This is a genomic window from Flexivirga lutea, assembly GCF_054778955.1.
Genome location: NZ_BAAGZB010000001.1, coordinates 840,091 through 862,376 on the forward strand (window position 1 = coordinate 840,091; position 22,286 = coordinate 862,376).

At 69.0% G+C, this 22,286-nt stretch carries 20 protein-coding genes; 18 read left to right on the forward strand and 2 right to left on the reverse strand.

Annotated features, from left to right (window positions below; all coding sequences use genetic code 11):
• The first annotated feature begins 14 nt into the window (after window positions 1-14).
• The 5 genes from mraY to murC all read left to right on the forward strand — a co-directional run bounded on the left by mraY (window position 15) and on the right by murC (window position 6,535).
• The gene (mraY, locus tag ACYVBN_RS03980) at window positions 15-1,115 is read left to right on the forward strand and encodes a phospho-N-acetylmuramoyl-pentapeptide-transferase (RefSeq protein WP_440282356.1); all 1,101 of its coding nucleotides are present in this window, start codon (window positions 15-17) and stop codon (window positions 1,113-1,115) included.
• Window positions 1,108-2,586, forward strand: coding sequence for a Mur ligase family protein (gene murD / locus ACYVBN_RS03985; protein WP_460599374.1), 1,479 nt, complete (start codon window positions 1,108-1,110; stop codon window positions 2,584-2,586). The genes mraY and murD overlap by 8 nt, the downstream gene beginning before the upstream one ends.
• A complete protein-coding gene (gene ftsW, locus ACYVBN_RS03990; RefSeq protein ID WP_440282354.1) occupies window positions 2,583-3,824 on the forward strand; it encodes a putative lipid II flippase FtsW in 1,242 nt (413 codons plus the stop codon). Before murD ends, ftsW begins: the two co-directional genes overlap by 4 nt.
• A 196-nt stretch (window positions 3,825-4,020) precedes the next feature.
• Window positions 4,021-5,109, forward strand: a complete 1,089-nt coding sequence (gene murG, locus ACYVBN_RS03995; protein WP_460599375.1) for an undecaprenyldiphospho-muramoylpentapeptide beta-N-acetylglucosaminyltransferase — start codon at window positions 4,021-4,023, stop codon at window positions 5,107-5,109.
• Window positions 5,102-6,535, forward strand: coding sequence for a UDP-N-acetylmuramate--L-alanine ligase (murC, locus tag ACYVBN_RS04000; RefSeq protein ID WP_460599376.1), 1,434 nt, complete (start codon window positions 5,102-5,104; stop codon window positions 6,533-6,535). Before murG ends, murC begins: the two co-directional genes overlap by 8 nt.
• 2 nt (window positions 6,536-6,537) lie before the next feature.
• Here the strand turns inward: murC and ACYVBN_RS04005 are convergent, their stop codons facing one another.
• The gene (locus ACYVBN_RS04005) at window positions 6,538-7,395 is read right to left on the reverse strand and encodes a TlpA family protein disulfide reductase (RefSeq protein WP_460599377.1); all 858 of its coding nucleotides are present in this window, start codon (window positions 7,393-7,395) and stop codon (window positions 6,538-6,540) included.
• Window positions 7,396-7,522: 127 nt separating this feature from the next.
• Here ACYVBN_RS04005 and ACYVBN_RS04010 point away from each other — a divergent pair, with 127 nt between their 5' ends.
• Window positions 7,523-8,542, forward strand: coding sequence for an IS481 family transposase (locus tag ACYVBN_RS04010; protein ID WP_460599378.1), 1,020 nt, complete (start codon window positions 7,523-7,525; stop codon window positions 8,540-8,542).
• Here ACYVBN_RS04010 and ACYVBN_RS04015 read toward each other — a convergent pair.
• On the reverse strand, window positions 8,523-8,957 hold the full coding sequence (locus ACYVBN_RS04015; protein WP_460599379.1) for a MauE/DoxX family redox-associated membrane protein: 435 nt from the start codon (window positions 8,955-8,957) through the stop codon (window positions 8,523-8,525). The genes ACYVBN_RS04010 and ACYVBN_RS04015 overlap by 20 nt on opposite strands.
• Window positions 8,958-9,302: 345 nt before the next feature.
• Between ACYVBN_RS04015 and ftsZ the strand changes: the two genes are divergently transcribed.
• The 12 genes from ftsZ to dnaE all read left to right on the forward strand — a co-directional run bounded on the left by ftsZ (window position 9,303) and on the right by dnaE (window position 22,249).
• Window positions 9,303-10,595, forward strand: a complete 1,293-nt coding sequence (ftsZ, locus tag ACYVBN_RS04020) for a cell division protein FtsZ (RefSeq protein ID WP_460599380.1) — start codon at window positions 9,303-9,305, stop codon at window positions 10,593-10,595.
• A 50-nt stretch (window positions 10,596-10,645) separates the two neighbouring features.
• A complete protein-coding gene (gene pgeF, locus ACYVBN_RS04025) occupies window positions 10,646-11,398 on the forward strand; it encodes a purine nucleoside phosphorylase YfiH/LACC1 family protein (protein WP_460599381.1) in 753 nt (250 codons plus the stop codon).
• Window positions 11,391-12,101, forward strand: coding sequence for a YggS family pyridoxal phosphate enzyme (locus tag ACYVBN_RS04030; protein ID WP_460599382.1), 711 nt, complete (start codon window positions 11,391-11,393; stop codon window positions 12,099-12,101). The genes pgeF and ACYVBN_RS04030 overlap by 8 nt, the downstream gene beginning before the upstream one ends.
• A 65-nt stretch (window positions 12,102-12,166) precedes the next feature.
• On the forward strand, window positions 12,167-12,673 hold the full coding sequence (locus ACYVBN_RS04035; protein ID WP_440281578.1) for a cell division protein SepF: 507 nt from the start codon (window positions 12,167-12,169) through the stop codon (window positions 12,671-12,673).
• 69 nt (window positions 12,674-12,742) lie between these two features.
• Entirely contained in the window at window positions 12,743-13,021 is a 279-nt protein-coding gene (locus ACYVBN_RS04040) for a YggT family protein (protein ID WP_440281579.1), read from the forward strand.
• A gap of 91 nt (window positions 13,022-13,112) precedes the next feature.
• A complete protein-coding gene (locus ACYVBN_RS04045) occupies window positions 13,113-14,180 on the forward strand; it encodes a DivIVA domain-containing protein (RefSeq protein ID WP_440281580.1) in 1,068 nt (355 codons plus the stop codon).
• Window positions 14,181-14,435: 255 nt separating this feature from the next.
• Complete coding sequence (locus tag ACYVBN_RS04050; protein WP_460599383.1) at window positions 14,436-15,329, forward strand: TraR/DksA family transcriptional regulator; 894 nt, start codon at window positions 14,436-14,438, stop codon at window positions 15,327-15,329.
• A complete protein-coding gene (lspA, locus tag ACYVBN_RS04055) occupies window positions 15,293-15,958 on the forward strand; it encodes a signal peptidase II (protein ID WP_460599384.1) in 666 nt (221 codons plus the stop codon). Before ACYVBN_RS04050 ends, lspA begins: the two co-directional genes overlap by 37 nt.
• Window positions 15,951-16,880: an RluA family pseudouridine synthase gene (locus tag ACYVBN_RS04060; RefSeq protein ID WP_440281583.1), complete on the forward strand. Its 930-nt coding sequence runs from the start codon at window positions 15,951-15,953 to the stop codon at window positions 16,878-16,880. The genes lspA and ACYVBN_RS04060 overlap by 8 nt, the downstream gene beginning before the upstream one ends.
• Window positions 16,877-17,611, forward strand: coding sequence for a hypothetical protein (locus ACYVBN_RS04065; protein ID WP_460599385.1), 735 nt, complete (start codon window positions 16,877-16,879; stop codon window positions 17,609-17,611). Before ACYVBN_RS04060 ends, ACYVBN_RS04065 begins: the two co-directional genes overlap by 4 nt.
• A 245-nt stretch (window positions 17,612-17,856) precedes the next feature.
• On the forward strand, window positions 17,857-18,330 hold the full coding sequence (locus ACYVBN_RS04070; RefSeq protein ID WP_460599386.1) for a hypothetical protein: 474 nt from the start codon (window positions 17,857-17,859) through the stop codon (window positions 18,328-18,330).
• A gap of 352 nt (window positions 18,331-18,682) precedes the next feature.
• A complete protein-coding gene (gene dnaE / locus ACYVBN_RS04075) occupies window positions 18,683-22,249 on the forward strand; it encodes a DNA polymerase III subunit alpha (protein WP_460599387.1) in 3,567 nt (1,188 codons plus the stop codon).
• Window positions 22,250-22,286: the final 37 nt, after the last annotated feature.

Below are 22,286 nucleotides of genomic sequence, written 5' to 3' on the forward strand. Positions count from 1 at the left end.
GGAGGTCGGCTCCGGTGAAACTCGTACTCATCGGAGCGCTCGTCGCGCTCGTCATCGGGCTGCTCGGCACCCGGGCGTTCATCAAGCTGGCGGTCCGCAAGGGCTGGGGCCAGTTCGTCCGCGACGACGGACCGACCAGTCACCACACCAAGCGCGGCACGCCCCAGATGGGCGGCACGGTCATCATCGCCGGTTCGGTGCTCGGCTATGCGCTGGCGCACCTGCTCACCTGGGACGCGCCCACGGCATCGGGCATGCTGGTGCTCTTCCTGATGGTCGGCCTGGGCTTCGTCGGCTGGCTCGACGACTGGCTGAAGATCTCGCACCAGCGTTCGCTGGGGCTGCGGTCGGCGGAGAAGCTCGTCGGTCAGACGGTCGTGGCGGTCATCTTCGCGATCCTGGCCACCAAGTTCTCCCGCGGCGGCATCACCCCGGCCAGCTACCACATCTCCTTCGTGCGGGACACCTGGGTCAACCTGGCCGCCGGCGGCACGGTGCTGGGCGTCATCCTCTTCGTCATCTGGGCCAACCTGATGATTGCCGGCACGAGCAACGGGGTGAACCTCACCGACGGGCTGGACGGCCAGGCGACCGGCGCCTCGGTGATGGTGTTCGGCGCCTACGTGCTGATCAGCGTCTGGCAGTTCAACCAGAACTGCCAGTTCGTCACCTCCTCCAAGTGCTACGACGTGCGTGACCCGCTCGACCTGGCCGTGGTGTCCGCGTGCGTCATGGGCGCCTGCTTCGGCTTCCTGTGGTGGAACGCCTCACCGGCCAAGATCTTCATGGGCGACACGGGGTCGCTCGGCCTCGGCGGCGCGCTCGCCGGCCTCGCGATCACCACCCGCACCGAACTGCTGGTGATCATCCTCGGCGGCCTCTTCGTGCTGGAGACGATGTCGGTCATCCTGCAGGTCGGCTACTTCAAGCTGACCAAGAGCAGCAATGGCGGCGTCGGCAAGCGGCTGTTCCGGATGACGCCCATCCACCACCACTTCGAACTGCTGGGCTGGGAGCAGATCACCGTGACGATCCGGTTCTGGATCATCTGCGGCCTGTGCGTCGCCGCCGGCCTCGGAATCTTCTACGCCGAATGGATCGTCGGCGGTGTCTGACGGCGGGTCCGACGAGCCGGATGGCGGCCGGCGTGCACTGACGCACCGGGACGCCGACTGGGCGGGTCTGCGGGTCGTCGTGGTCGGCCTGGGCGTCTCCGGCTTCGCCGCCGCGGACGCGTTGATGCAGCGTGACGCCGTCGTCACGGTGGTCAGCCGCGACTCGGGCGGCACGATGGACAAGCGGGCGCAGATCCTGGAGGTGCTCGGGGTCACCGTGCTCTTCGGCGACGACGTGCCGGCTGCCCCGCCCGAGGGCACCCAGCTGGTCGTCACCTCACCGGGGGTCCCGCCCGCACATCCCTTCCTCGTCGCCGCCGCCGACGCCGGCATCCCGGTGTGGGGGGAGGTCGAGCTGGCCTGGCGGATGCGCCCCGCCGAGGGCGCCGCGCCCTGGCTGACCATCACCGGCACCAACGGCAAGACCACCGTGGTCACCATGCTGGAGTCGATCCTGCAGGCCGCCGGCCTGCGCGCCACGGCCGCCGGGAACGTCGGCACCCCGATCCTGGAGGCGGTGCTGCACCCCGAGCCGTTCCAGGTGCTCGCGGTCGAACTCTCCAGCTTCCAGATCCACTGGTCGGCGAGCCTGTCGCCATACGCCTCATGCTTGCTGAACGTCACGCCCGACCATCTCGACTGGCACGGTTCGTATGACGAGTACCGGCGCGTCAAGGGCCGGGTCTTCGAGCGGACCCAGGTGGCCGCCGTCTACAACGCGCAGGACCCCACGACCGAGCAACTGCTGGTGGAAGCCGACGTCGTCGAGGGTTGCCGCGCCATCGGCTTCACCACCGGCACACCGGCGATCTCCATGGTCGGCGTGGTCGACGACGTGCTGGCCGACCGGGCGTTCATCGAGGACCGCCGCACCAGCGCCGCCGAGCTGGCCACCCTGGAGGACCTGACCGTCGACGGCGTGCCGCCCGCGCCGCACTACCTCGCCGACGCGCTGGCCGCGGCCGCGCTGGCGCGTTCGTTCGGCGTCGCGCCCGCGGCGGTCCGGGACGGCCTGCGCGCCTACCGTCCGCAACCGCACCGGGCGCAGGGTGTCCGCCGGGTCGACGACGTGCTCTACATCGACGACTCCAAGGCGACCAATACCGACGCCGCGCTGGCCTCGGTGACCGCCTACGACGACATCGTCTGGATCGCCGGCGGGTTGCTGAAGGGTGCCGATGTCGACGCGCTGGTGCAGGCGGCGGCGCCCCGGCTGCGCGGTGTCGTGCTGCTCGGCCGGGACCGGGCCCGGCTCGCGGATGCATTGCGCCGACACGCGCCCGATGTCCCGGTGGTCGACGTCGCGAGCGCGGACACTGGGGCCATGGCCCAGGTAGTCCGCGCTGCGCAATCGCTCGCCCGGCCCGGTGACGTGGTGCTGCTGGCGCCCGCGGCGGCGTCGATGGACATGTTCGACAACTACGGAGCCCGCGGTGACGCCTTCGCCGCTGCGGTGCGGGATCTGCTGTGACCTCCACGAGTTCCTCCTCGCAGCCGTTCGACCTGTCGCGGTTCCAGCCCAAGAGCCTGATGCGCCGGCTGGAGTCGCCGGTCGCGCCCTACTACCTGTTGCTCGGTTCCACCGGGATGCTGCTGCTGTTCGGCCTGGTGATGGTGCTGTCGGCCTCCAGCGTGACCTCCTACCAGGCGAGCGGCTCGTCATACACCGTCTTCAAGAACCAGGCGATGTATGCCGCGATCGGTGTCGTCGTCGCGGTGATCGCCACCCGGGTGCCGGTCCGCATCTGGAAGTGGCTGGCACTGCCGGCGTTCACCGGTGCGGTGCTGCTGCAGCTGGCGGTATTCTCGCCGATCGGCCGCACCGTGCAGGGCAACCGCAACTGGATCGGCCTGGGCAGCTTCACCCTGCAACCGTCCGAGGCCGGCAAGATCGCCGTCATCCTGGTCTCGGCGATGATCCTGACCCGCAAGCGCAAGGTGCTCGGGGAGTGGCGGCACGTGGTGATCCCGCTCTTCCCGATGGCGGCACTGCTGCTCGGTCTGGTGCTGCTCGGCCACGACCTCGGCACCACGATGGTGCTGGGCGCGATCGTCGGCGCGATCCTGTTCGTCGCCGGTGTGCGGATGCGCCTGTTCGCCGTCGTCGGGGCCTTCGCGGCAGCCGTCGTCGCGGCGTTCGTGGCGACCAACAGCAACCGCACCGGCCGGTTGGACGCCTGGCTGGGCACCTGCATCAACGCGCACACCCAGGGCTGTTACCAGAAGGTGCACGGCCTTTACGCCATGGCCGACGGCGGCTGGTGGGGTGTCGGCCTCGGCGCGAGCCGGGAGAAGTGGTCGTGGCTGCCGGAGGCGCACAACGACTTCATCTTCGCGATCATCGGTGAGGAACTCGGGCTGCCCGGCACGTTGGCCGTCGTCGCGCTGTATGTCGCCCTCGGCTATGCCTGTTACCGGCTGATCGTGACCAGCAAGGACTTCTTCGTCCGGCTGGCCACCGCCGGTGTGATGACCTGGATCCTGGTGCAGGCAATGATCAACATCGGCTCGGTCACCGGGCTGCTGCCGATCATCGGTGTGCCGCTGCCGCTGGTCTCCTCCGGTGGCTCGGCGCTGGTCACGACGCTTCTCGCGCTCGGCATCCTGATCTCGTTCGCCCGCAACGAGCCGACCTGCAAGGCGGCGCTGGCCGCCCGGCCTGGCGCGGTGACGCGCACGCTGGCGGTGCTGCCGCGGGGCCGCCGCTGAGCGGGTGATCCGCCCGCCCTCCGAGGCGTCCGGACAACTCGCTACTGTCGTCACTTACTCGCCGGATACGCCGCGAACCGGCGAGTGACTCGCAACTGTCGTCACTTACTCGCCGCAGGCACCGCGAACCGGCGAGCAACTCGCAACTGTCGTCACTTTTTCAGGCACGAGGATCATGAGTCAGCCTTCTCCCCGTTTGAAGTCCGTCCTGCTCGCCGGTGGTGGCACCGCCGGCCACGTGTCGCCGCTGCTGGCGACCGCGGACGCGCTGCGTCGTCGCCACCCCGAGGTGCGGATCACCGTGCTGGGCTCGCACGGCGGGCTGGAGGAGACGCTGGTGCCGGAGCGCGGTTACGACCTGCGGCTCATCGACAAAGTGCCCTTCCCGCGCCGACCGAACGCTGCGGCGGTGCGTTTCCCAGTCGCGTTCCGCCGGGCGCAGCGCGACGCCGCCGCGATCATCCGGGAGGCCGGTTCGCAGGTGGTCGTCGGCTTCGGCGGCTACGTCAGCCCGCCGGCATTCCTGGCCGCCCGGAAGCTGCATGTGCCGATCGTGGTCCACGACGGCAATGCGCTGGCCGGGCTCGCGACCAAACTGGGTTCGCGTTTCAGTCCGTATGTCGCCACGGCCTTCTCGGTCACCAAACTGCCGCATGCGCAGGTGGTCGGGATGCCGTTGCGCCGTGAGATCACCACCCTCGACCGGGCCGCGCTGCGCCCGGAGGCGCTGGCCACGTTCGGGCTACGTGACGACCTGCCGACGCTGCTGGTCACCGGCGGATCCAGTGGCGCCGTCCGGATCAACGAGCCGGTCGCGGCAGCTGCAGCCGCCTTCCGGTCCGCCGGCGTGCAGGTGCTGCACGTCACCGGCAAGGGCAAGGAGGTCCCCGTCCCCGCCGGTGGACCGGATGAGGCTGCCTACGTGGTGCTGCCGTATGCCGACCGGATGGACCTGGCCTACGCGGCCGCCGACCTGGTCGTCACCCGGTCCGGCGGCAACATGGTGTGCGAGACATCCACCATCGGGTTGCCGGCGATCTTCGTGCCGTTGCCGGTCGGCAACGGCGAGCAGCGTCTGAACGCCGCCGATGTGGTGGACGCCGGAGGAGCGTTGCTCGTCGACAACGACGACTTCACCGCCGATTACGTTGCGCAGCAAGTGATCCCGCTGGCCAAGGACTCGACGCGACTCGAGGCGATGGCGGACGCAGCCCGTGCCCAGGGTCACGGCGACGCCGACGAGCGCTTCGTGGACATGATCGAAGGGGCCGCCGCGCATGGGTGATGGGACCAACTACCGCTTCGACTTCGCCGCGCCGCTCCCGGCATTGGCGGACATCCCCGCCGCGCACCTGATCGCGATCGGCGGATCGGGTATGTCGGGTGTCGCGCGCCTACTACTGGCCGCCGGCGTGCGGGTGTCCGGGTCCGACCGGGGTGACAGCCCCGTGCTGGAGGAGTTGCGCGCCGCGGGTGCCGAGGTGTGGATCGGTCAGACCGCCGAGAGTGCGGGCCGCGTGCCGCAGGACGCCGTCGTGGTGGTGTCGTCGGCCATCGCGGAGGACAACCCCGAGTTGGCGGCGCTTCGTGCCCGTGGCCTGCGGGTGCTGCACCGTGCCCAGGCGCTCGGTGTGCTGATGGCGGGCCGCGCCGCGCTCGCGGTGGCCGGCGCCAACGGCAAGACGACCACCAGCGCGATGGCCACTGTCGCGCTGCGTGCGGTCGGCGCCGATCCGTCGTTCGCCATCGGCGCGCCGATCGCCGGCATCGGTGCCAATTCTGCCGTCGGACAAGGGGATTCGTTCGTCGTCGAAGCCGACGAGAGCGACAGGTCGTTCGTCGTCTACCACCCGCGGGTGGCGATCGTGACCAGCGTCCGGGATGACCACCTGGATTTCTACGGCACCTCCGAGCGCTTGCAGGCGGCGTATGCCGAGTTCGCCGACACCATCCGCGACAGCGGACTGCTCGTCGCGTGTGCCGACGATCCGGGTGCTGCCGCACTGGCGGCCCGGCATCGTGAGCTGGGCCGGCGGGTGGTGACCTACGGTCGGACCGCCGACGCAGACCTGAGGCTGGCCGATGAGTCGGGGACCGGCTTCGACTGGAGCGGGGCGTTGCTGCCCGCTGCCGGAGGCCGGGTTCCGTTGCGGCTGAAGGTTCCCGGCGGGCACAACCTGCAGAACGCCACCGGAGTCGCGCTGGCGCTCACCGAAGGATTCGGATTGCCGCTGGAGCAGGTCGCCGCAGGCCTCGGCGAATTCACCGGATCGGCCCGCCGGCTGGAGCCTCGGGGCGAGGCCGGGGGAGTGCGCGTCATCGACGACTACGCGCACAACCCCGACAAGCTCGACGCCGCGGTGCGGGCCGGGCTGGGACTGCGTGACGGTGGGCGGCTGATCGCGGTGTTCCAGCCGCACCTGTTCTCCCGGACGCAGCACGCCGCAGCGGGTCTGGCGGCCGCGTTGTCGTCGGCCGACGTCGCCGTCGTGCTCGACGTCTACCCGGCGCGTGAGGCGCCGGTGCCCGGAGTGACCGGGCACCTGGTCGCCGACCAGGTGACCGGTGCGCAGGTCGTCTACGCCCCGACCCTGGACGACGCTCTGCAAGCCGTCCTGGACCGCGCCCACCCCGGTGATCTGGTGATGACGGTCGGCGCCGGTGACGTCACCACGATCGGCCCCCGGCTGCTGTCGGCCCTGGCCGGCTGACCTCACCAACGCGCGAGCGCCGACCACCGGTCGACGTCGACGACGTAGCCGTCGTCGATCAGCGCCTGTTGCAGCCGCTTGCGCGATCCGACGTCAACCCCGGCGTTCTCGTACTTGCGCCGCTGGACCGCAAATGGCTGCGGGTGGTGTCGATGCTGATGCCCAGGCTCCGGGCCAGCGCCTTGGCCGTCGGCGCCCGCCGGCTGGTGTATGGCGCCATGATCTGCAACTCGCGGTCGGTGAACCGGGGACCGCCGGCGTCGCCGTCCGGCCGGGACGAGCGACCGCTCGCCGCGACGGCTGCGATCTGCGCTCTCGTGGCCGCCGCGGTCTGCGATCGCCGCTGCGGCCTCCTGCCAATCGAGGCGCAGCACCAGATTGCGGATGGCGCCATACCCGGCAACCGGGTCGTGACCCAGCGGGTTGGCCGGGTCGATCGTGGTCCCACCCGGGGTGCCGTTGATGCCGAACGCCCGGGCGACGTCGACGGTGGCGTACCAGGCGTACGGCGCGAGCGGGGCGAACTTCTCCTGGTCGGCGAACTGCTCCGGGGTGCCGAGGAAGACCGGCTGGAGGTCGTAGCCGTCCTTGAGCAGGTGCGGCCACCAGCGGAAGTCGTCGACCAGCGCGTGGCGCGCGCCGCACCCGGGTGCGAAGAAGACCAGGAACGTGGGCGGGTCCTGGAACTCCGCGATCGGCAGCGCGTTGCCGTGCACATCCTGCACCGTCAGCGTGCGGATCAGGCGCGCGCGGTGCCGCCGGGCGGCGACGGCGCGCCATACGACCAGGATCGCGGCGACGGCCACCGCGAGCACTGCGGGCAGTGGAGAGCACCAGCCGGCGATCCGGTCGGCGACCACGCTGCTAGGTGTTGCGGTTCATGACGTTGGTGACAGTCGGGGGTAGGTGAGGAGGCAGGTCCCTTCGCGACAGGATGAGTGGTGTCAAAGCCGTTCATCACGTTGAGTCAGCAAAGGAACCTGCCCTATGTCCCACCGTAATGCTCCGCTGACCCCCGAAGGTCGTCGCCGACTGGTGCTGCGGTGTCAGCACCGTCCGATCGCGCACGTCGCGGCCGAGGCCAGCATCTCTCGGCAGTGCCTGTCCAAGTGGGTTGGCCGGTACCGGGCTGGTGGCGAGGCCGCCCTGGCGGACCGGTCCAGTGCCCCGGCGTGCCGGCCGACGCGCACCCCGCAGCCGGTGGTCGAGGAGATCATCCGGTTGCGCAAGAAGCACCGCTGGTCCGCGGTCACGATCGCCGCCGAGCTGCGCGCCCAGGGCACCCCAGTCGCCGTGGTCACCGTGACTCGTCACTTGCGCGCGCACGGGCTGAACCAGCGTCGGTGGCTGGACCCCGAAACAGGTGAGCCCAACCGTGAACCGCCTGGCCCGGGCAAGATCGTCGCCCGGTATCCCGGTCACATGATCCACCTGGACGTGAAGAAGAGCGGCAAGATCCCCGACGGCGGTGGCTGGCGGGTCCACGGGCGCGGCTCTGAGCAGGCCAAGGCCGCAGGTCGAGGGCGCCGCCGCGGCGAGCGGGCCGGGTACACCTACCTGCATTCGGCGGTCGACGGGTTCTCCCGGTTGGCGTACACCGAACCGCACGACGACGAGAAAGCCATCACCGCGATCGGGTTCTTGTCCCGTGCCCGCGTGTTCTTCGCCGAACACGGCATCCATCGCATCACGCGCGTGGTGACCGACAACGGATCGTGTTACCGGGCAAACGATTTCAACCGCAACGTGTTGTCTTTCGCGGCCAAGCACCAACGGATCAAGCCCTACACGCCCAAGCACAACGGCAAGGTCGAGCGCTACCAACAGACCCTCGCTCAGGAGCTGTTGTACGCCCAGTCCTGGAACTCAGAGTCCGAGCGTCGCCACGCGATCGGCCGCTGGCTGATCCACTACAACTACCATCGCTCCCACACCACCGCCGGCGGGAAGCCACCGGCCTCCCGCCTCAAGACCGGCGTCACCAACGTCATGACCAACAACAGCTAGGTGCCCGGTGCAGGGCCACCGCGGCCAGCGCGAGCGCCACCAGCACTCCATTGCGTATGACGGTGCGCACGCCGACCACGTCGTCGCCGAGCCCACCGAAGCAGTTGCACGAGACCGGGGTCGGCCGGCGCCATACCCGCGCGACGAGCACGAGGAAGGCCACGAAGAGCGCCAGGATCCCGATGGCCGGCACCAGCTGCACGGGAGCCGGCACCAGCACCACGGCGAGACCGAGCAGCAGCTCGCACCACGGGAAGGCGCGGGCGAAGCGGATGTCCTGCCAGGTCCACTGCGGCAGACCGAACTGCGAGAGCGTCACCTGGAACGTCGGTGCCGTCCCCAGCTTGAGCAGTCCGCTGCTGACCAGCACGGCCCCGATCAGCCAGGTGCACGATGCACCGATCCAGTCGATCATCGACACACACGTCCAGGCTTCACGCGTCGAATCTTAATGACCGCCGAGCAGTCCCGGCGGCACTCGGCGGAACAGGCCTGGCGGGGCAGCAGACAGGTGGCATACAGCGACCACGGCGCTTCACCGTCAACTACAGGTCGATACTCGCCGGGAGCCGGGAATGCCGCGTAGCATGCCGCAGATGCTGCTTGTGGGTGGCGCCCGTCCGCTCGGCACGGTGTGTCGGCTAGGGGAGTGCCGCCATCAACGTCATCATCATGGTGACTGTGGCCGCGTTCCGGCGTGGAGAACGCAGTCGGCATACTTGCTTGCTTACATCGTCTAACGCTGGAAAGGCCGTTCCTCGTGGCAACTCCGCAGAACTACTTGGCCGTCATCAAGGTCGTCGGCATCGGCGGCGGTGGCGTCAACGCCATCAATCGGATGATCGAGGTCGGTCTCAAGGGCGTGGAGTTCATCGCCATCAACACCGACGCCCAGGCGTTGTTGATGTGTGACGCTGACGTCAAGCTTGAGGTCGGCCGCGACCTCACCCGCGGCCTCGGCGCCGGCGCCGACCCGGAGGTCGGCAAGAAGGCCGCCGAGGACCATGCCGAGGACATCGAAGAGGTGCTCAAGGGCGCCGACATGGTCTTCGTGACCGCCGGCGAGGGCGGCGGCACGGGCACCGGCGGCGCTCCCGTGGTTGCCAAGATCGCCAAGAGTCTCGGCGCGCTGACCATCGGTGTGGTCACCCGCCCGTTCACCTTCGAGGGCCGCCGCCGCGCCAACCAGGCCGATCTGGGCATCAACGCGCTGCGCGAAGAGGTCGACACCCTCATCGTCATCCCCAACGACCGGCTGCTGTCGATCAGCGACCGCAACGTCTCGATGCTCGATGCGTTCCACAGCGCCGATCAGGTGCTGTTGTCCGGTGTCCAGGGCATCACCGACCTGATCACCACCCCGGGCCTGATCAACCTCGACTTCGCCGACGTCAAGTCGGTCATGCAGGGCGCCGGTTCGGCGTTGATGGGCATCGGCTCCGCACGCGGCGAGGACCGCGCGGTGCAGGCGGCCGAGTTCGCAATCTCCAGCCCGTTGCTCGAGGCGAGCATCGACGGCGCGCAGGGTGTGCTGCTGTCGGTCCAGGGTGGCAGCGACCTGGGTCTGTTCGAGATCAACGAGGCGGCCCGGCTGGTGCAGGAGGCCGCGCACCCGGAGGCCAACATCATCTTCGGCGCCGTCATCGACGACGCGCTCGGGGACGAGGTCCGCGTGACGGTCATCGCGGCCGGCTTCGAGGGTGGTGCACCCAACAAGCGCACCGACGAGCGCGCGCTCGGCCAGATCCAGGGCGCGCCGACGCCGCGCCAGCAGTCGCCGGCCGCAGCCGCCGGGGCGATCCCGCAGCAGGCCAAACCGGCCGCTGCGCAGGGTGGCGCCCCGCAGCAGGGCGGCCAGCCGCAGCAAGGCCAGCAGAGTGCCCCGCAGGGTCAGCAGCAGCAGGGCGGCGACGCACCGCAGCAGGGTGAGCCCGAGCAGCCGCAGCCGCCGGCCAACCCGGGCGCGGTCAAGCAGACCCCGAGCAACCGCCCGCCGCGCGAGGTCAGTTTCGACGACGGCCAGGACCTCGACGTCCCGGACTTCCTCAAGTAGTCCGTACTCCGCGTCGTTGTTCGGAGATCTTCGTCAAGACGGGACGACCGATGTGGTGGTGGCGTGACCAGTTGACCGGGCCGGACGGCAGCACCGTCGACGTCGGTTTCACCGACAACGCCGGCGGGGTGAGCACCGGGCCGGTCGCCTCACTCAACCTCGGCGGCGCGGTCGGGGACGACCCCGGTCATGTGCGGCAGAACCGCGCCGCGGTGGCCGCCGCCGTCGGCGTCGCGCCCGGTGACCTGGTGTTCATGCACCAGACACACAGCGACCGGGTCGTCGCGGTCGACGCGCACGGCGGTCGCGACGCGGAGGGCGACGGAGTCGTCACGGCGTCATACGGCCTCGCGCTGGCGGTGCTCGTGGCCGATTGCACACCGGTGCTGCTGGCCGACCCGGCAGCGGGCGTCATCGCCGCCGTGCACGCCGGCCGGCCGGGCATGATGGCCCGCATCGTCGACAACGCACTGGACCGTATGGCGCACCACGGAGCTACCGATCCCGTTGCCGTCGTGGGGCCTTCGGTGTGCGGCCGGTGTTACGAGGTGCCGCTCGCGCTGCGCGAGGAGGCCGCCGCGGTCGCTCCCGAGAGCCGCACGGTCAGCTGGGCCGGCACGCCGGCGATCGACGTCGCCGGCGGTGTCGTGGCGCAGTTGCACGCCCGCGAGGTGCCGACCACCTGGGTGCCGGGCTGCAGCCGGGAGAGCGATCGGCTGTTCTCCTACCGGCGCGACCACCGGACCGGCCGGTTCGCCGGCGTCATCGTCCAACGCAGCCGCGGGAAGATCCCTCATGTCTGACGACGCCCGCCGCAGTCACCTCGCCGCGAACCTCGCCGAGGTGGAGGAGCGGATCGAGCGCGCCTGCGCCGCCGCGGGACGGCCACGCGACGACGTGACGCTGATCGCGGTCACCAAGTTCTTCCCGGCCGCGGACGTGGAGCACCTGGCCGCGCTCGGGGTGCGCGACGTGGGGGAGAACCGCGACCAGGAGGCCGGCGCGAAGTTCGGTCAGCTCGCCACCGAGGTGCGCGAGCGGCTCACCGTGCACTTCATCGGACAGCTGCAGTCGAACAAGGCCGCCCACGTGGTGCGGTATGCCGACGTGGTGCAGTCCGTCGACCGGGCGAAGATCGCCCGGGCCCTCGACAAGGCCGCCGCCGCCCAGGGGCGCGCGCTCGATGTGCTGGTGCAGGTCGACCTGTCCGGTGCCGCCGGTCGCGGTGGTGTCCCTCCGGAAGGCGCCGGCGAGTTGGCGGACCGGGTCGCGGAGTGCGAGGCGCTGCGGTTGCGCGGTCTGATGGCCGTGGCACCGCTGGACGCCGACCCGGCTGAGGCGTTCGAACGCCTGGCGTCGGTGGCGGGCGCCATACGCGCTGATCACCCGGACGCGACCTGGCTGTCGGCCGGCATGAGCGGCGATCTCGAACAAGCGGTCGCCGCAGGCGCGACACACCTGCGTGTCGGCAGCGCAATCCTGGGTTCTCGGCCCGCCGCCCGGTAGCGTCTTCCGCGACCGACCAAACGCCTTCGAGGCAGGCCCCTCGCGGTGAGAAGGAGTGCACGTTCATGGCTGGGAAGCTGCGCGCGACGATGGAGTATCTCGGCTTGGCCGAGGCCGACCCGCACTACCGCGACGACGATTACGCCGGTGAGTGGAGCGAGGAGCACTACGACGAGGCGCAGGACAGTGGTTACCCGGTGGAGGAGAGCCACCGCGAGCCCGCGCCGGTCACCCAGTTGCACACCTCGCCGGCCGCACCGGCACCGCACCGGCAGGAGGCCACCGAGATGAGCCGCATCAACACGATCCACCCGCGCACCTACAACGAGGCCAAGGAGATCGGCGAGAGCTTCCGCAGCGGCGTGCCGGTCATCATGAACCTCTCCGACATGGACGACACCGACGCCAAGCGACTGGTCGACTTCGCCGCCGGTCTGGTCTTCGGCCTGCACGGCACCATCGAGCGCGTCACCAGCAAGGTCTTCCTGCTGTCGCCGCACGGCATCGAGGTCGCTACCAGCGGCCCGGAGGCGGCCCGTCCCAGCGGCCGCGGTCTGTTCAACCAGAGCTGAGCGTCGCGCCGGGCGGCACTGTCACCGGGCTGATGGTCGGTCCAAAGGTCGATGCCGCAGAATGTAGTCATGTCAGCCGTCCTCGCCGTGGTGTCGCTGCTGCTCTACGTCTTCTTCATCCTGCTGCTGGGCAGGCTGGTGCTGGACTGGGTGCAGGTTTTCGCTCGCAGTTGGCGTCCTCGCGGGCCGGTGCTCGTGGTCGCCGAAACCATTTACAGCACAACGGATCCGCCACTCAAGGCGTTGCGTAGGGTGGTGCCGCCCCTGCGACTGGGGCAGGTGCGCCTGGACCTGGCTTTCCTGATCCTGATCCTGGCTGTCTCTTTGCTGCTCAGTATCCTACAGTGAGCACGATATTTATCCGATTGTTGCGGCGAGTGCCGCGGGTCCATCCGGACACGTCTGCTCTCCGTCCTGAAGTTTCAACTGAGGTGCACACATGGCGTTGACGCCAGAAGACGTGGTCAAGAAGGAGTTCACCAAACCGAAGGGTTTCGGTCGTAGCGGTTACGACGAGATCCAGGTGGACGACTTCCTCGACGAGATCGTGGTCGAGCTGCGCCGGCTGAACGCCGAGAACGAAGACCTGACCGGCAAGCTCGAGGACTGCCGTCGCTCGAAGGGCGTTCCCGGTCGCAGCGACGCCGAGGCCGGCAAGGGTTCCCCAGCCGCCGCCGTGCCCGCCCTGACCCCGGTCGGTGGTGGCGACGACTCGGACAAGACGCAGGTCGTCCCGACCGCCAAGGACGCGGAGGCCGCCAAGGCCGCCCGGGCCGAGCTGGACAAGACGCAGGGCGAGTTGAAGACCGCCCAGGACAACCTGAAGTCCACCAAGGACGAGCTGACCCGCACCAAGGCCGAGCTCGACCAGGTCCAGAACGCCCTCGCGGCCGCCAAGAAGGAGCAGGCGCAGCTGGGCGAGCAGCAGGCGGCCGCTGCCAAGGCCGACACCAAGGGCACCCCGCAGGGCGGCGACGTCGCCGCGATCGCCTCGACCGAGGGCGCCGCCGGCGTCATCGCGCTGGCCCAGCGGCTGCACGACGAGCACGTGCGCGAGGGTGAGACCAAGCGCGACCGGCTGATCAGCGACGCGCAGGCCCACCACGACAAGGTCGTCGGTGAGGCCAACGCCAAGCGCGACGAGCTGATCGGCTCGGCACACATTAAGCACGACGAGTTGATCAGCGCCGCGCAGAGCCGGCACGACGAGTTGCTCGCCACCGCGCAGAGCCGGCACGACGAGTTGCTGTCCACCGGTCAGCAGAAGCACGACGACCTGGTCCGCACCGGCACCGAGAAGTCGGACAAGATGGTGCGCGAGGCCGAGGACCGCAAGAACCGCATCCTGGGCGAACTCAACGCCGAGCGCGAGAAGATCAGCGGCAACATCGACCAGTTGCGTTCGTTCGAGGGCGACTACCGCACCAAGCTGCGCGGCTACATCGAGGACCACCTGACGCAGCTGGACCACACGGCTGTCGAGGAGAAGCCCACGTCCAACGACTGACACGACGCAGAAGTCGCCGGGCAGGTGTGCCGATCCGTTAAGGTGAGGCGCCCTTGTCCGGCGATGTTCGTTGTATGCCGGCAGTGTGTCGCTTATCCTGCCCGCATCCAGTTCGGGGGCGGTTACCCGACGCACCGCAAGGCGCACCGGACCGCTGCGAGAGAAGAGGATGCGATGCCCGCCAAGAAGACGGCCGCAACGTCCAGCTCTGTGTCGAAGTCTGCGCCGAAGTCTGGATCGAAAAGCAGGTCACGGGTGACCACCGCGTTGCGCAAGGCCACCGGTGTGGTGGCGAAGGCGACCGGTCGCGACGGCTCCGCCGACTCCGCCCCGAAGAAGGCTGCCGGCATAGCGGCGAAGGCGACGGCCAAGAAGCCGGCTGCCAAGAAGTCGACTGCCAAGAAGTCGGCGGCCCAGGCCGCACCGGCGAAGAAGACGGCCGCGGTGAAGGCAGCCAAGAAGTCGCCGGCGAAGAAGGCGGCGCCGGCGAAGCAGGCCACCGCCAAGAAGGCGGCCGCGACCAAGGCGTCCGCCGCCGCGAAGACAGCACCCACGAAGACGACAACCACGAAGACGACACCGAAGAAGGCAGCACCTCAGAAGGCCGCCGGACAGGCGCGTCATACCACCAAGACCCCGCCGGTCAAGAAGACGCCGGCGACTCAGAAGACGACCGCCGCCGCCGCCAAGGCGGCCCCGACGAAGAAGGCCGCCACGAAAACCACTGCTGACAAGACCACCACGTCGTCCGCACCCCGCAAGTTGAAGGTCCGGGACGACGAATCCCCTTGGACACCCAAGGAACTCGCCGCGGTCCGGGCCGAGCTGGCGGGCGACGTCGAGCGGCTCACCACCGAGCTGAACGGCTTCGAGACCGACATCGCCGGCCTGATCAAGGACAGCGGCGACGGCGCCGGTGACGACCAGGCGGACGCCGGCGCGAAGACGTTCGAGCGGGAGCACGAATACTCCCTCGCGCAGAACTCCCGCGACCTGCTGGAACAATCGGTGCATGCGCTCGAACGCATCGACGACGGCACCTACGGAGTCTGTGAGAATTGTGGCAACGCGATCGGCAAGCTCCGGCTGCAGGCATTCCCTCGGGCGACGCTGTGCCTGACGTGCAAGGCGCAGCAGGAGCGGCGCTGACTCCCGACGATCCTGCCGCCGGGCAGCGCTCCACCGGGACGTCCCAGGACCCGCCGGCGCCCCAGAAGCGACCCTCGGCACAGCTGATCGCGCTGCTCGTCGGCGTGGCCCTGGCCGGGTACGGCCTCGACCAGGGCACCAAGGCCTGGGCGTCCTCGGCCTTGGACCCGGCACACCCTCAGCAGGTGGTCGGCACCCTGCTGCAGCTGCAGCTGACCCACAATCCCGGTGCGGCGTTCTCGATCGCGACCAACGCGACCTGGGTGCTCACGATCATCGCAGCGGTGGTGATCGTGGCGACGATCTTCGTCGCGCGTCGGTTGCGCAGCAAGCCCTGGGCGTGCGCGCTCGGGCTGCTGATCGGCGGGGCACTGGGCAACCTGACCGACCGGTTCGTCCGCGCGCCGGGCGGTGGCAAGGGTCACGTCGTCGACTTCCTGCAGCTGCCCCACTGGCCGGTGTTCAACGTCGCCGACTGCTGTGTGGTCACCGCCGCGTGCCTGATCGCGTTGCTGGCGTTCCTCGGCATCGGCATCGACGGACGCCGTGCCGACGGTGACGGGTCGGACCGGCGGAAGGCCGGTCGGAAGAGCGCCGGCCGTGACGAGGCGGACACCGCCGATGAGTGAGGTCAAGGCTCTCGGCATACCCGACGGGCTCGAGGGCGAGCGCGTCGACACGGCACTCGCCCGCGTGCTTGGCTTCTCCCGCACCCAGGCGGCGCAACTCGCCGCCGACGGCGAGGTGACGGTCGACGGCAAGGTGGTCGGCAAGTCCGACCGGGTCAGCGCCGGGCAGTGGCTCGAGGTGCGTATGCCGGATCGGGTAGGCCCACGGGTCGCCGAGGTGAGGCCGCAGCTGGTGGAGGGCCTGCGGATCGTGCACGACGACACCGAGATCGTGGTCGTCGACAAACCGGCCGGGGTGGCCGCACACCCCAGCGTCGGGTGGAACGGCCCCGACGTTGTCAGTGGGCTCGCCGCCGCGGGCTACCGCATCTCGACCTCCGGTGCGGCCGAACGCCAGGGCATCGTGCAGCGGCTCGACGTCGGCACGAGCGGGCTGATGGTCGTGGCCAAGAGCGAGCGGGCCTACACGGTGCTCAAGCAGGCGTTCCGCGACCGGACCGTCGACAAGACCTACCACGCCCTCGTCCAAGGTCTGCCCGACCCGGTCGTGGGCACCATCGAGGCACCGATCGGCCGACACCCCGGCCACGACTACAAGTTCGCGGTGATGCAGTCCGGACGCGCGAGCGTCACGCACTACGAACTGCTCGAGGCGTTCCGGTCGATGAGCCTGCTCACGATCCACCTGGAGACCGGCCGCACCCATCAGATCCGCGTGCACTTCTCGGCCTTGCACCGGCCTCTGGTCGGCGACCCGCTCTACGGCTCCGACCCGACCGTCGCCAAGCGGCTCGGCCTCGACCGGCAGTGGCTGCACGCCACCGAACTCGGCTTCACGCACCCCGGCTCGGGGGAGTGGGTCACCTTCCACAGTCCCTACCCGCAGGACCTGGCGCACGCGCTGGACGTCGCGAGGGCATGATCGAGTTCGTCATCACGGCGATACTGGGCCTCGGCGGGACGGTGATCGTCTGTCTCTCGCTCGAGACGATCCGCGAACGGCTGGCGGCATACCGGTGTCGGCGAGCCGATGCCGGGAAGACAGTCTCCGTGGCGGCCAAGGTGTCGCTGTCCGGCGGGCGGCTGCGCCGCGCACGACTGAGTCGGGACGGCGATCGGCTGTTGGTACGTACGTGGAAGCGCGTTTTCGCGCTCCCGTTGAGTACCGGTCCGGTTACCTGCCGGATCGTCGAGCCGGCCGGTGACTTTGACGGGCAGTGGCGTTTGGAGCGCTACACCGACCCGGCGCGGCGGGTCGTCGAGGTCGGCGTCCTGGCCGCGGACCGGTCCGTGTTGGCCGTGCTGCGGGAGAAGTCTGCAGTCCGCCGACCCCATCTACCTTTCTGGGCAAGCTGTTTCGCCGGCTTGTGCCTGCTGGGCGCGCTGTTGCTGAGTGTCCTCTATGGCGTCAGTTATGACGCCACGGCAATCGTCCGCGAGGTTAATGACGACGCAAGTTCGTGCTTGGTCGAGTGGACCCATGGCGAGCGGACACGACTCACCCACGTCGACTGCGGCTCGTACGATGCGGGTCAGTCCGGTATGACGGTGCCCATCGTCGCTCAGCCGGAACCGTTTGCTGGTCAAGCCTTTTCGGGCGAACGAAGCGAGATCGTCGGAATCGACAGCACCATGCTGGTGTGGCCGGATTGATCCTCGGTTTCGGTGCGTGGCGTGCGCGTTCTCCACGTCGCACGACCGTCCTCAGTCCCCTTCCGGTTCTCGAGAGTCATCCGGATCAGACGATGAAACGACCCGCGCTGAGCGTGGCTTCCCCCGTCGGTCGTGAGTGGGTGCTGCCGGACACGGTGCTCGGACTTGCGGCGCAGATCACGGGGGTGCAGGGCTGGGACGCTGCTCCGGCGCATCGGCGGACGCAGCCGTCGTCACGGACCGACGTGCTCGACGCGGTGACATCGGTCGCGTGGTGGATGCCCCTCTGCGGGGTGGGGGCAGCGATGCTCGTCGACGTACCCTACGTCCGCACGCTGTTGTGGGCACTGGCCGCAATTTTCTTCGTGGTCGATGTCGTTCGCACGATCCGCCGCTGGATGCAGTTGCACGCCATCTGGAGACTGCCCGTCAGCAGCGAATGGGACGGTGTCGGCCTGCCGGCGCCCGAGGGTTACGCGGTCCTGCTGTGTCTCGGTGCGACCCCGTACTGGCTCGTGAAAGTCGGCGACATGCCGCCGGCCCTGTCCAGATTCCGGGTGCGCGGGCAGTTGAGCGGGGATGTCGTGCACTTGCTGCCTGTCGACAGCGATCACGTGCTGATCGGCCGACCGGAACGTTTCACCGATGAGCTCGCGGAAGCCGTCAATTGCCACCTCCGTGACGTCCTCGAGGAGTTTGACCTCACCCGCGACGGCTGAGCCGGCGTCCATAACCCGCGACGGTCGCGGGTTGTGTGCAGGATCGGCGCGCGTCGCGTGCGTAAGTCGCGACGGTCGCGGGTTGTGTGCAGGATCGGCGCGCGTCGCGTGCGTAAGTCGCGACGGTCGGGAGTTGTGTGCAGGATCGGCGCGCGTCGCGTGCGTAAGTCGCGACGGTCGCGGGTTGTGTGCAGGATCGGCGCGCGTCGCGTGCGTAAGTCGCGACGGTCGGGAGTTGGGCACGCCGACGCTGGTATGACGAGCCACCCCCACCGCCATACCACCCGCCTCATCCGTCACAGGCGAGCGAGTCCTGACGACGCTGTCGGAGGCCCGATCTAGACTCGTCGCGATGTCCGATCCTGCCGCCTCCGCCAACTTCGTGCACCTGCACGTGCACACCGAATACTCGATGCTCGACGGCGCCGCGAACGTCGGGCGGATGTTCCAGGAGGTGGAGCGGCTGGGCATGCCGGCGATCGCGATGAGCGACCACGGCAACATGTTCGCGGCCTACGAATTCTTCGGTGCCGCAAAGGATTCCCCGGTCAAGCCGATCATCGGCATCGAGGCGTACGTCGCACCCAGCACGCGGTTCTCGCGCAAGCAGGAATTCTGGGCGCCGGGCGGCAAGCGCGACGCGAATGTCGACGGTGAGGGCGGCAAGGACGTCTCCGGCGGCGGTCGCTACACCCACATGACGATGTGGGCGCAGGACGCCCCCGGCCTGCGCAACCTGTTCAAGCTGAGCTCGCTGGCCAGCTTCGAGGGCTACTACATGAAGCCCCGCATGGACCGCGAGCTGCTGGCCGAGCACGCCAAGGGCATCATCGCGACCACCGGCTGCCCGTCCGGCGAGGTGCAGACCCGGCTGCGGCTGGGACAGTTCGACGAGGCGCTCGCGGCGGCGGCGGCATACCAGGACATCTTCGGCAAGGACAACTACTTCCTGGAGCTGATGGACCACGGCCTGGACATCGAGCGGTCGGTGCGCTCGGGCCTGCTGGACATCGCCAAGAAGCTCGACATACCGCTGCTGGCCACCAACGACAGCCACTACGTCACCGAGGACCAGGCCGACAGCCACGACGACCTGCTGTGCATCGGCGTCGGCAAGAACAAGGACGACCCGGGTCGCTTCAAGTTCAACGGCACCGGCTACTACCTCAAGTCCGCCGACGAGATGCGCCAGCTCTTCCGCGAGCTGCCGGAGGCCTGCGACAACACGATGCGGGTCGCCGAGATGATCGGCGACTACAGCGAGGTCTTCACCCACGTCGACCGTATGCCGCAGTTCCCCGATGTCCCGGAGGGCCAGACTCAGGCGTCGTTCCTGCGTGAGCGCATCAAGGCCGGCGTCGTCGAGCGGTATGGCGACAACCCGCCGGAGGGCGTCTGGGAGCGGATCGAGACCGAGATGTCGGTCATCGAGCCGATGGGGTTCTCGTCCTACTTCCTGGTGGTCTCCGACATCTGCCAGCACGCCCGGGACAACGGCATCCCGCTCGGCCCGGGCCGAGGTTCCGCGGCCGGCTCCCTGGTCGCCTACCTGACCCGGATCATCGAGCTGGACCCGCTGGAGCACGGGTTGCTGTTCGAGCGGTTCCTCAACCCCGAGCGGATCAGCCCGCCCGACGTCGACCTCGACTTCGACGACCGGCAGCGCGACAAGATGGTGCGTTACGTCACCGAGAAGTACGGCGCCGGCTACACCGCCCAGGTCAACACCTTCTCCACGATCAAGGCCAAGGCGGCGATCAAGGACGCCAACCGCATCCTCGGTTTCCCGTTCAGCCTCGGCGACCAGATCTCCAAGGCGATGCCGCCGGACGTGCAGGGCAAGGGGGTGCCGCTGTCGGCGACCTACGACGAGAAGCACCCGCGGTATGCCGAGGGCGTCGACTTCCGCGCGATGATCGCGGCCCAACCCGAGGTCAAGAAGGTCTTCGACACCGCGCTCGGCCTGGAGGGCAAGATCCGCGGCACCGGCGTGCACGCCGCCGCGGTCATCCTGTCCTCGGCGCCGTTGCTCGACCTGATCCCGATGCACCGCCGGGACAAGGACGGCACCATCATCACCGGCTTCTCCTACCCCCAGTGTGAGGAGATGGGCCTGGTCAAGATGGACTTCCTGGGGCTGCGCAACCTGGGCATCATCGACCAGGCGTTGAAGAACATCGAGGCCAACCGCGGTGAGAAGGTCACCACCGAGACCATCCCGTTGGATGATCCGAAGACCTACGAGCTGCTCGGCCGCGGTGACACGCTGGGCGTCTTCCAGCTCGACGGCGGCGGCATGCGCACCTTGCTGCGGCAGATGGCGCCGACCGGCTTCGAGGACATCACCGCTGTGCTCGCCCTCTACCGGCCCGGTCCGATGGGCGCCAACGCGCACACCGACTACGCCGACCGCAAGAACGGCCGCAAGCCGGTCGAGCCGATCCACCCGGAGCTGAAGGACGCACTGGACGGCATCCTGGGCGAGACCTACCACCTGCTCATCTACCAGGAGCAGATCATGGCCATCGCCCGCGAGCTGGCCGGCTACACCCTCGGCGGCGCCGACCTGCTACGCCGGGCCATGGGCAAGAAAAAGCCGGAGGTGCTGGCCAAGGAGTGGGACAACTTCTCCGCCGGGATGGCCAAGAACGGCTACTCGCCGGAAGCGACCAAGGCGCTGTGGGACGTCATGCTGCCGTTCGCCGGCTACGCGTTCAACAAGTCGCACGCTGCCGGTTACGCCCTGGTGTCCTGCTGGACCGGCTACCTGAAGGCCAACTATCCGGCCGAATACGCCGCCGCGCTGCTGACCTCGGTCGCGGACTCCAAGGACAAGATGGCTATCTACCTGGCCGATACCCGCAAGCTGGGCATCCAGGTGCTGCCGCCGTCGGTCAACGAGTCCGCCCACGACTTCACCGCCGTCGGTGAGGACATCCGCTTCGGTCTCGGTGCGGTGCGCAACGTCGGCGACAACGTCGTCGAGGCGACGGTCCGGGCTCGGGAGACCAAGGGCAAGTTCTCCTCGTTCGAGGACTTCCTGCGCAAGGGCGGCACCGCGGTCTGTAACAAGCGCACCATCGAATCCCTCATCAAGGCAGGCGCTTTCGACGATCTCGGGCACACCCGTCAGGGCCTGGTCGCCATACACGAGACGTATGTCGACTCGCTCGCCGACGAGGCCAAGAAGAGCGAGCAGGGCCAGGAGAGCCTGTTCGCCGGGTTCGGCGACGAGGCGGGTGTCAGCCTGGCGGCGCTGCCGCCGATCCCGGAGATCGAGTGGGACAAGCAGACGAAGCTGGCTTTCGAGCGGGACATGCTCGGCCTCTACGTGTCCGACCACCCACTCTTCGGCATCGAGCACGTCCTGGCGCAGCACGCCGACATCTCGATCGCGAAACTGCGCGGGGACGACGCCCCCAAGGACGGCGCGATGATCACCATCGCGGGACTCATCACCGGGCTGCAGCTCAAGCGCAACAAGCGCGGTGAGCTGTGGGCGATCGCGACGGTCGAGGACCTCGAGGGCAGTGTCGAGGTGCTGTTCTTCGCCAAGACCTACATGACGGTCTCGACGATGCTCAGCCCCGACACCGTCTGCGTGGTCAAGGGCCGGGTCATGGAGCGCGACGACTCGATCTCGTTGTCCGCGCAGGAGATGACGATCCCGGAGCTCAAGGGCGACGTGCGTGGGCCGGTGGTGCTGACCCTGCCGTTGGTGCGGGCCAACAACGGGCTCGCCCACCGGCTCAAGGGTGTCCTCGGCGAGCACCCCGGCGCGACCGAGGTGCACCTGAAACTCACCCAGCCCGGTCGTTCGGTCACCGTGCGGCTCGACGACGGGCTGCGGGTGACCGCCTCACCCGCCCTCTTCGGCGATCTCAAGGCGCTGCTCGGGCCGGCCTGCCTGGTGGGGTAGCACTCACAAGCTGGTCGAGTAGCGGGTGAGGCGCGAG

Coding starts and splice junctions, on each gene's coding strand:
- ACYVBN_RS04040 (WP_440281579.1), top strand. CDS start 12,743: ATGTCAGCCGTCCTCGCCGTGGTGTCGCTGCTGCTCTACGTCTTCTTC.
- ACYVBN_RS04060 (WP_440281583.1), top strand. CDS start 15,951: ATGAGTGAGGTCAAGGCTCTCGGCATACCCGACGGGCTCGAGGGCGAG.
- ACYVBN_RS04015 (WP_460599379.1), bottom strand. CDS start 8,957: ATGATCGACTGGATCGGTGCATCGTGCACCTGGCTGATCGGGGCCGTG.
- pgeF (WP_460599381.1), top strand. CDS start 10,646: ATGTGGTGGTGGCGTGACCAGTTGACCGGGCCGGACGGCAGCACCGTC.
- ACYVBN_RS04035 (WP_440281578.1), top strand. CDS start 12,167: ATGGCTGGGAAGCTGCGCGCGACGATGGAGTATCTCGGCTTGGCCGAG.
- ACYVBN_RS04030 (WP_460599382.1), top strand. CDS start 11,391: ATGTCTGACGACGCCCGCCGCAGTCACCTCGCCGCGAACCTCGCCGAG.
- dnaE (WP_460599387.1), top strand. CDS start 18,683: ATGTCCGATCCTGCCGCCTCCGCCAACTTCGTGCACCTGCACGTGCAC.
- ACYVBN_RS04045 (WP_440281580.1), top strand. CDS start 13,113: ATGGCGTTGACGCCAGAAGACGTGGTCAAGAAGGAGTTCACCAAACCG.
- ACYVBN_RS04065 (WP_460599385.1), top strand. CDS start 16,877: ATGATCGAGTTCGTCATCACGGCGATACTGGGCCTCGGCGGGACGGTG.
- murC (WP_460599376.1), top strand. CDS start 5,102: ATGGGTGATGGGACCAACTACCGCTTCGACTTCGCCGCGCCGCTCCCG.
- ACYVBN_RS04010 (WP_460599378.1), top strand. CDS start 7,523: ATGTCCCACCGTAATGCTCCGCTGACCCCCGAAGGTCGTCGCCGACTG.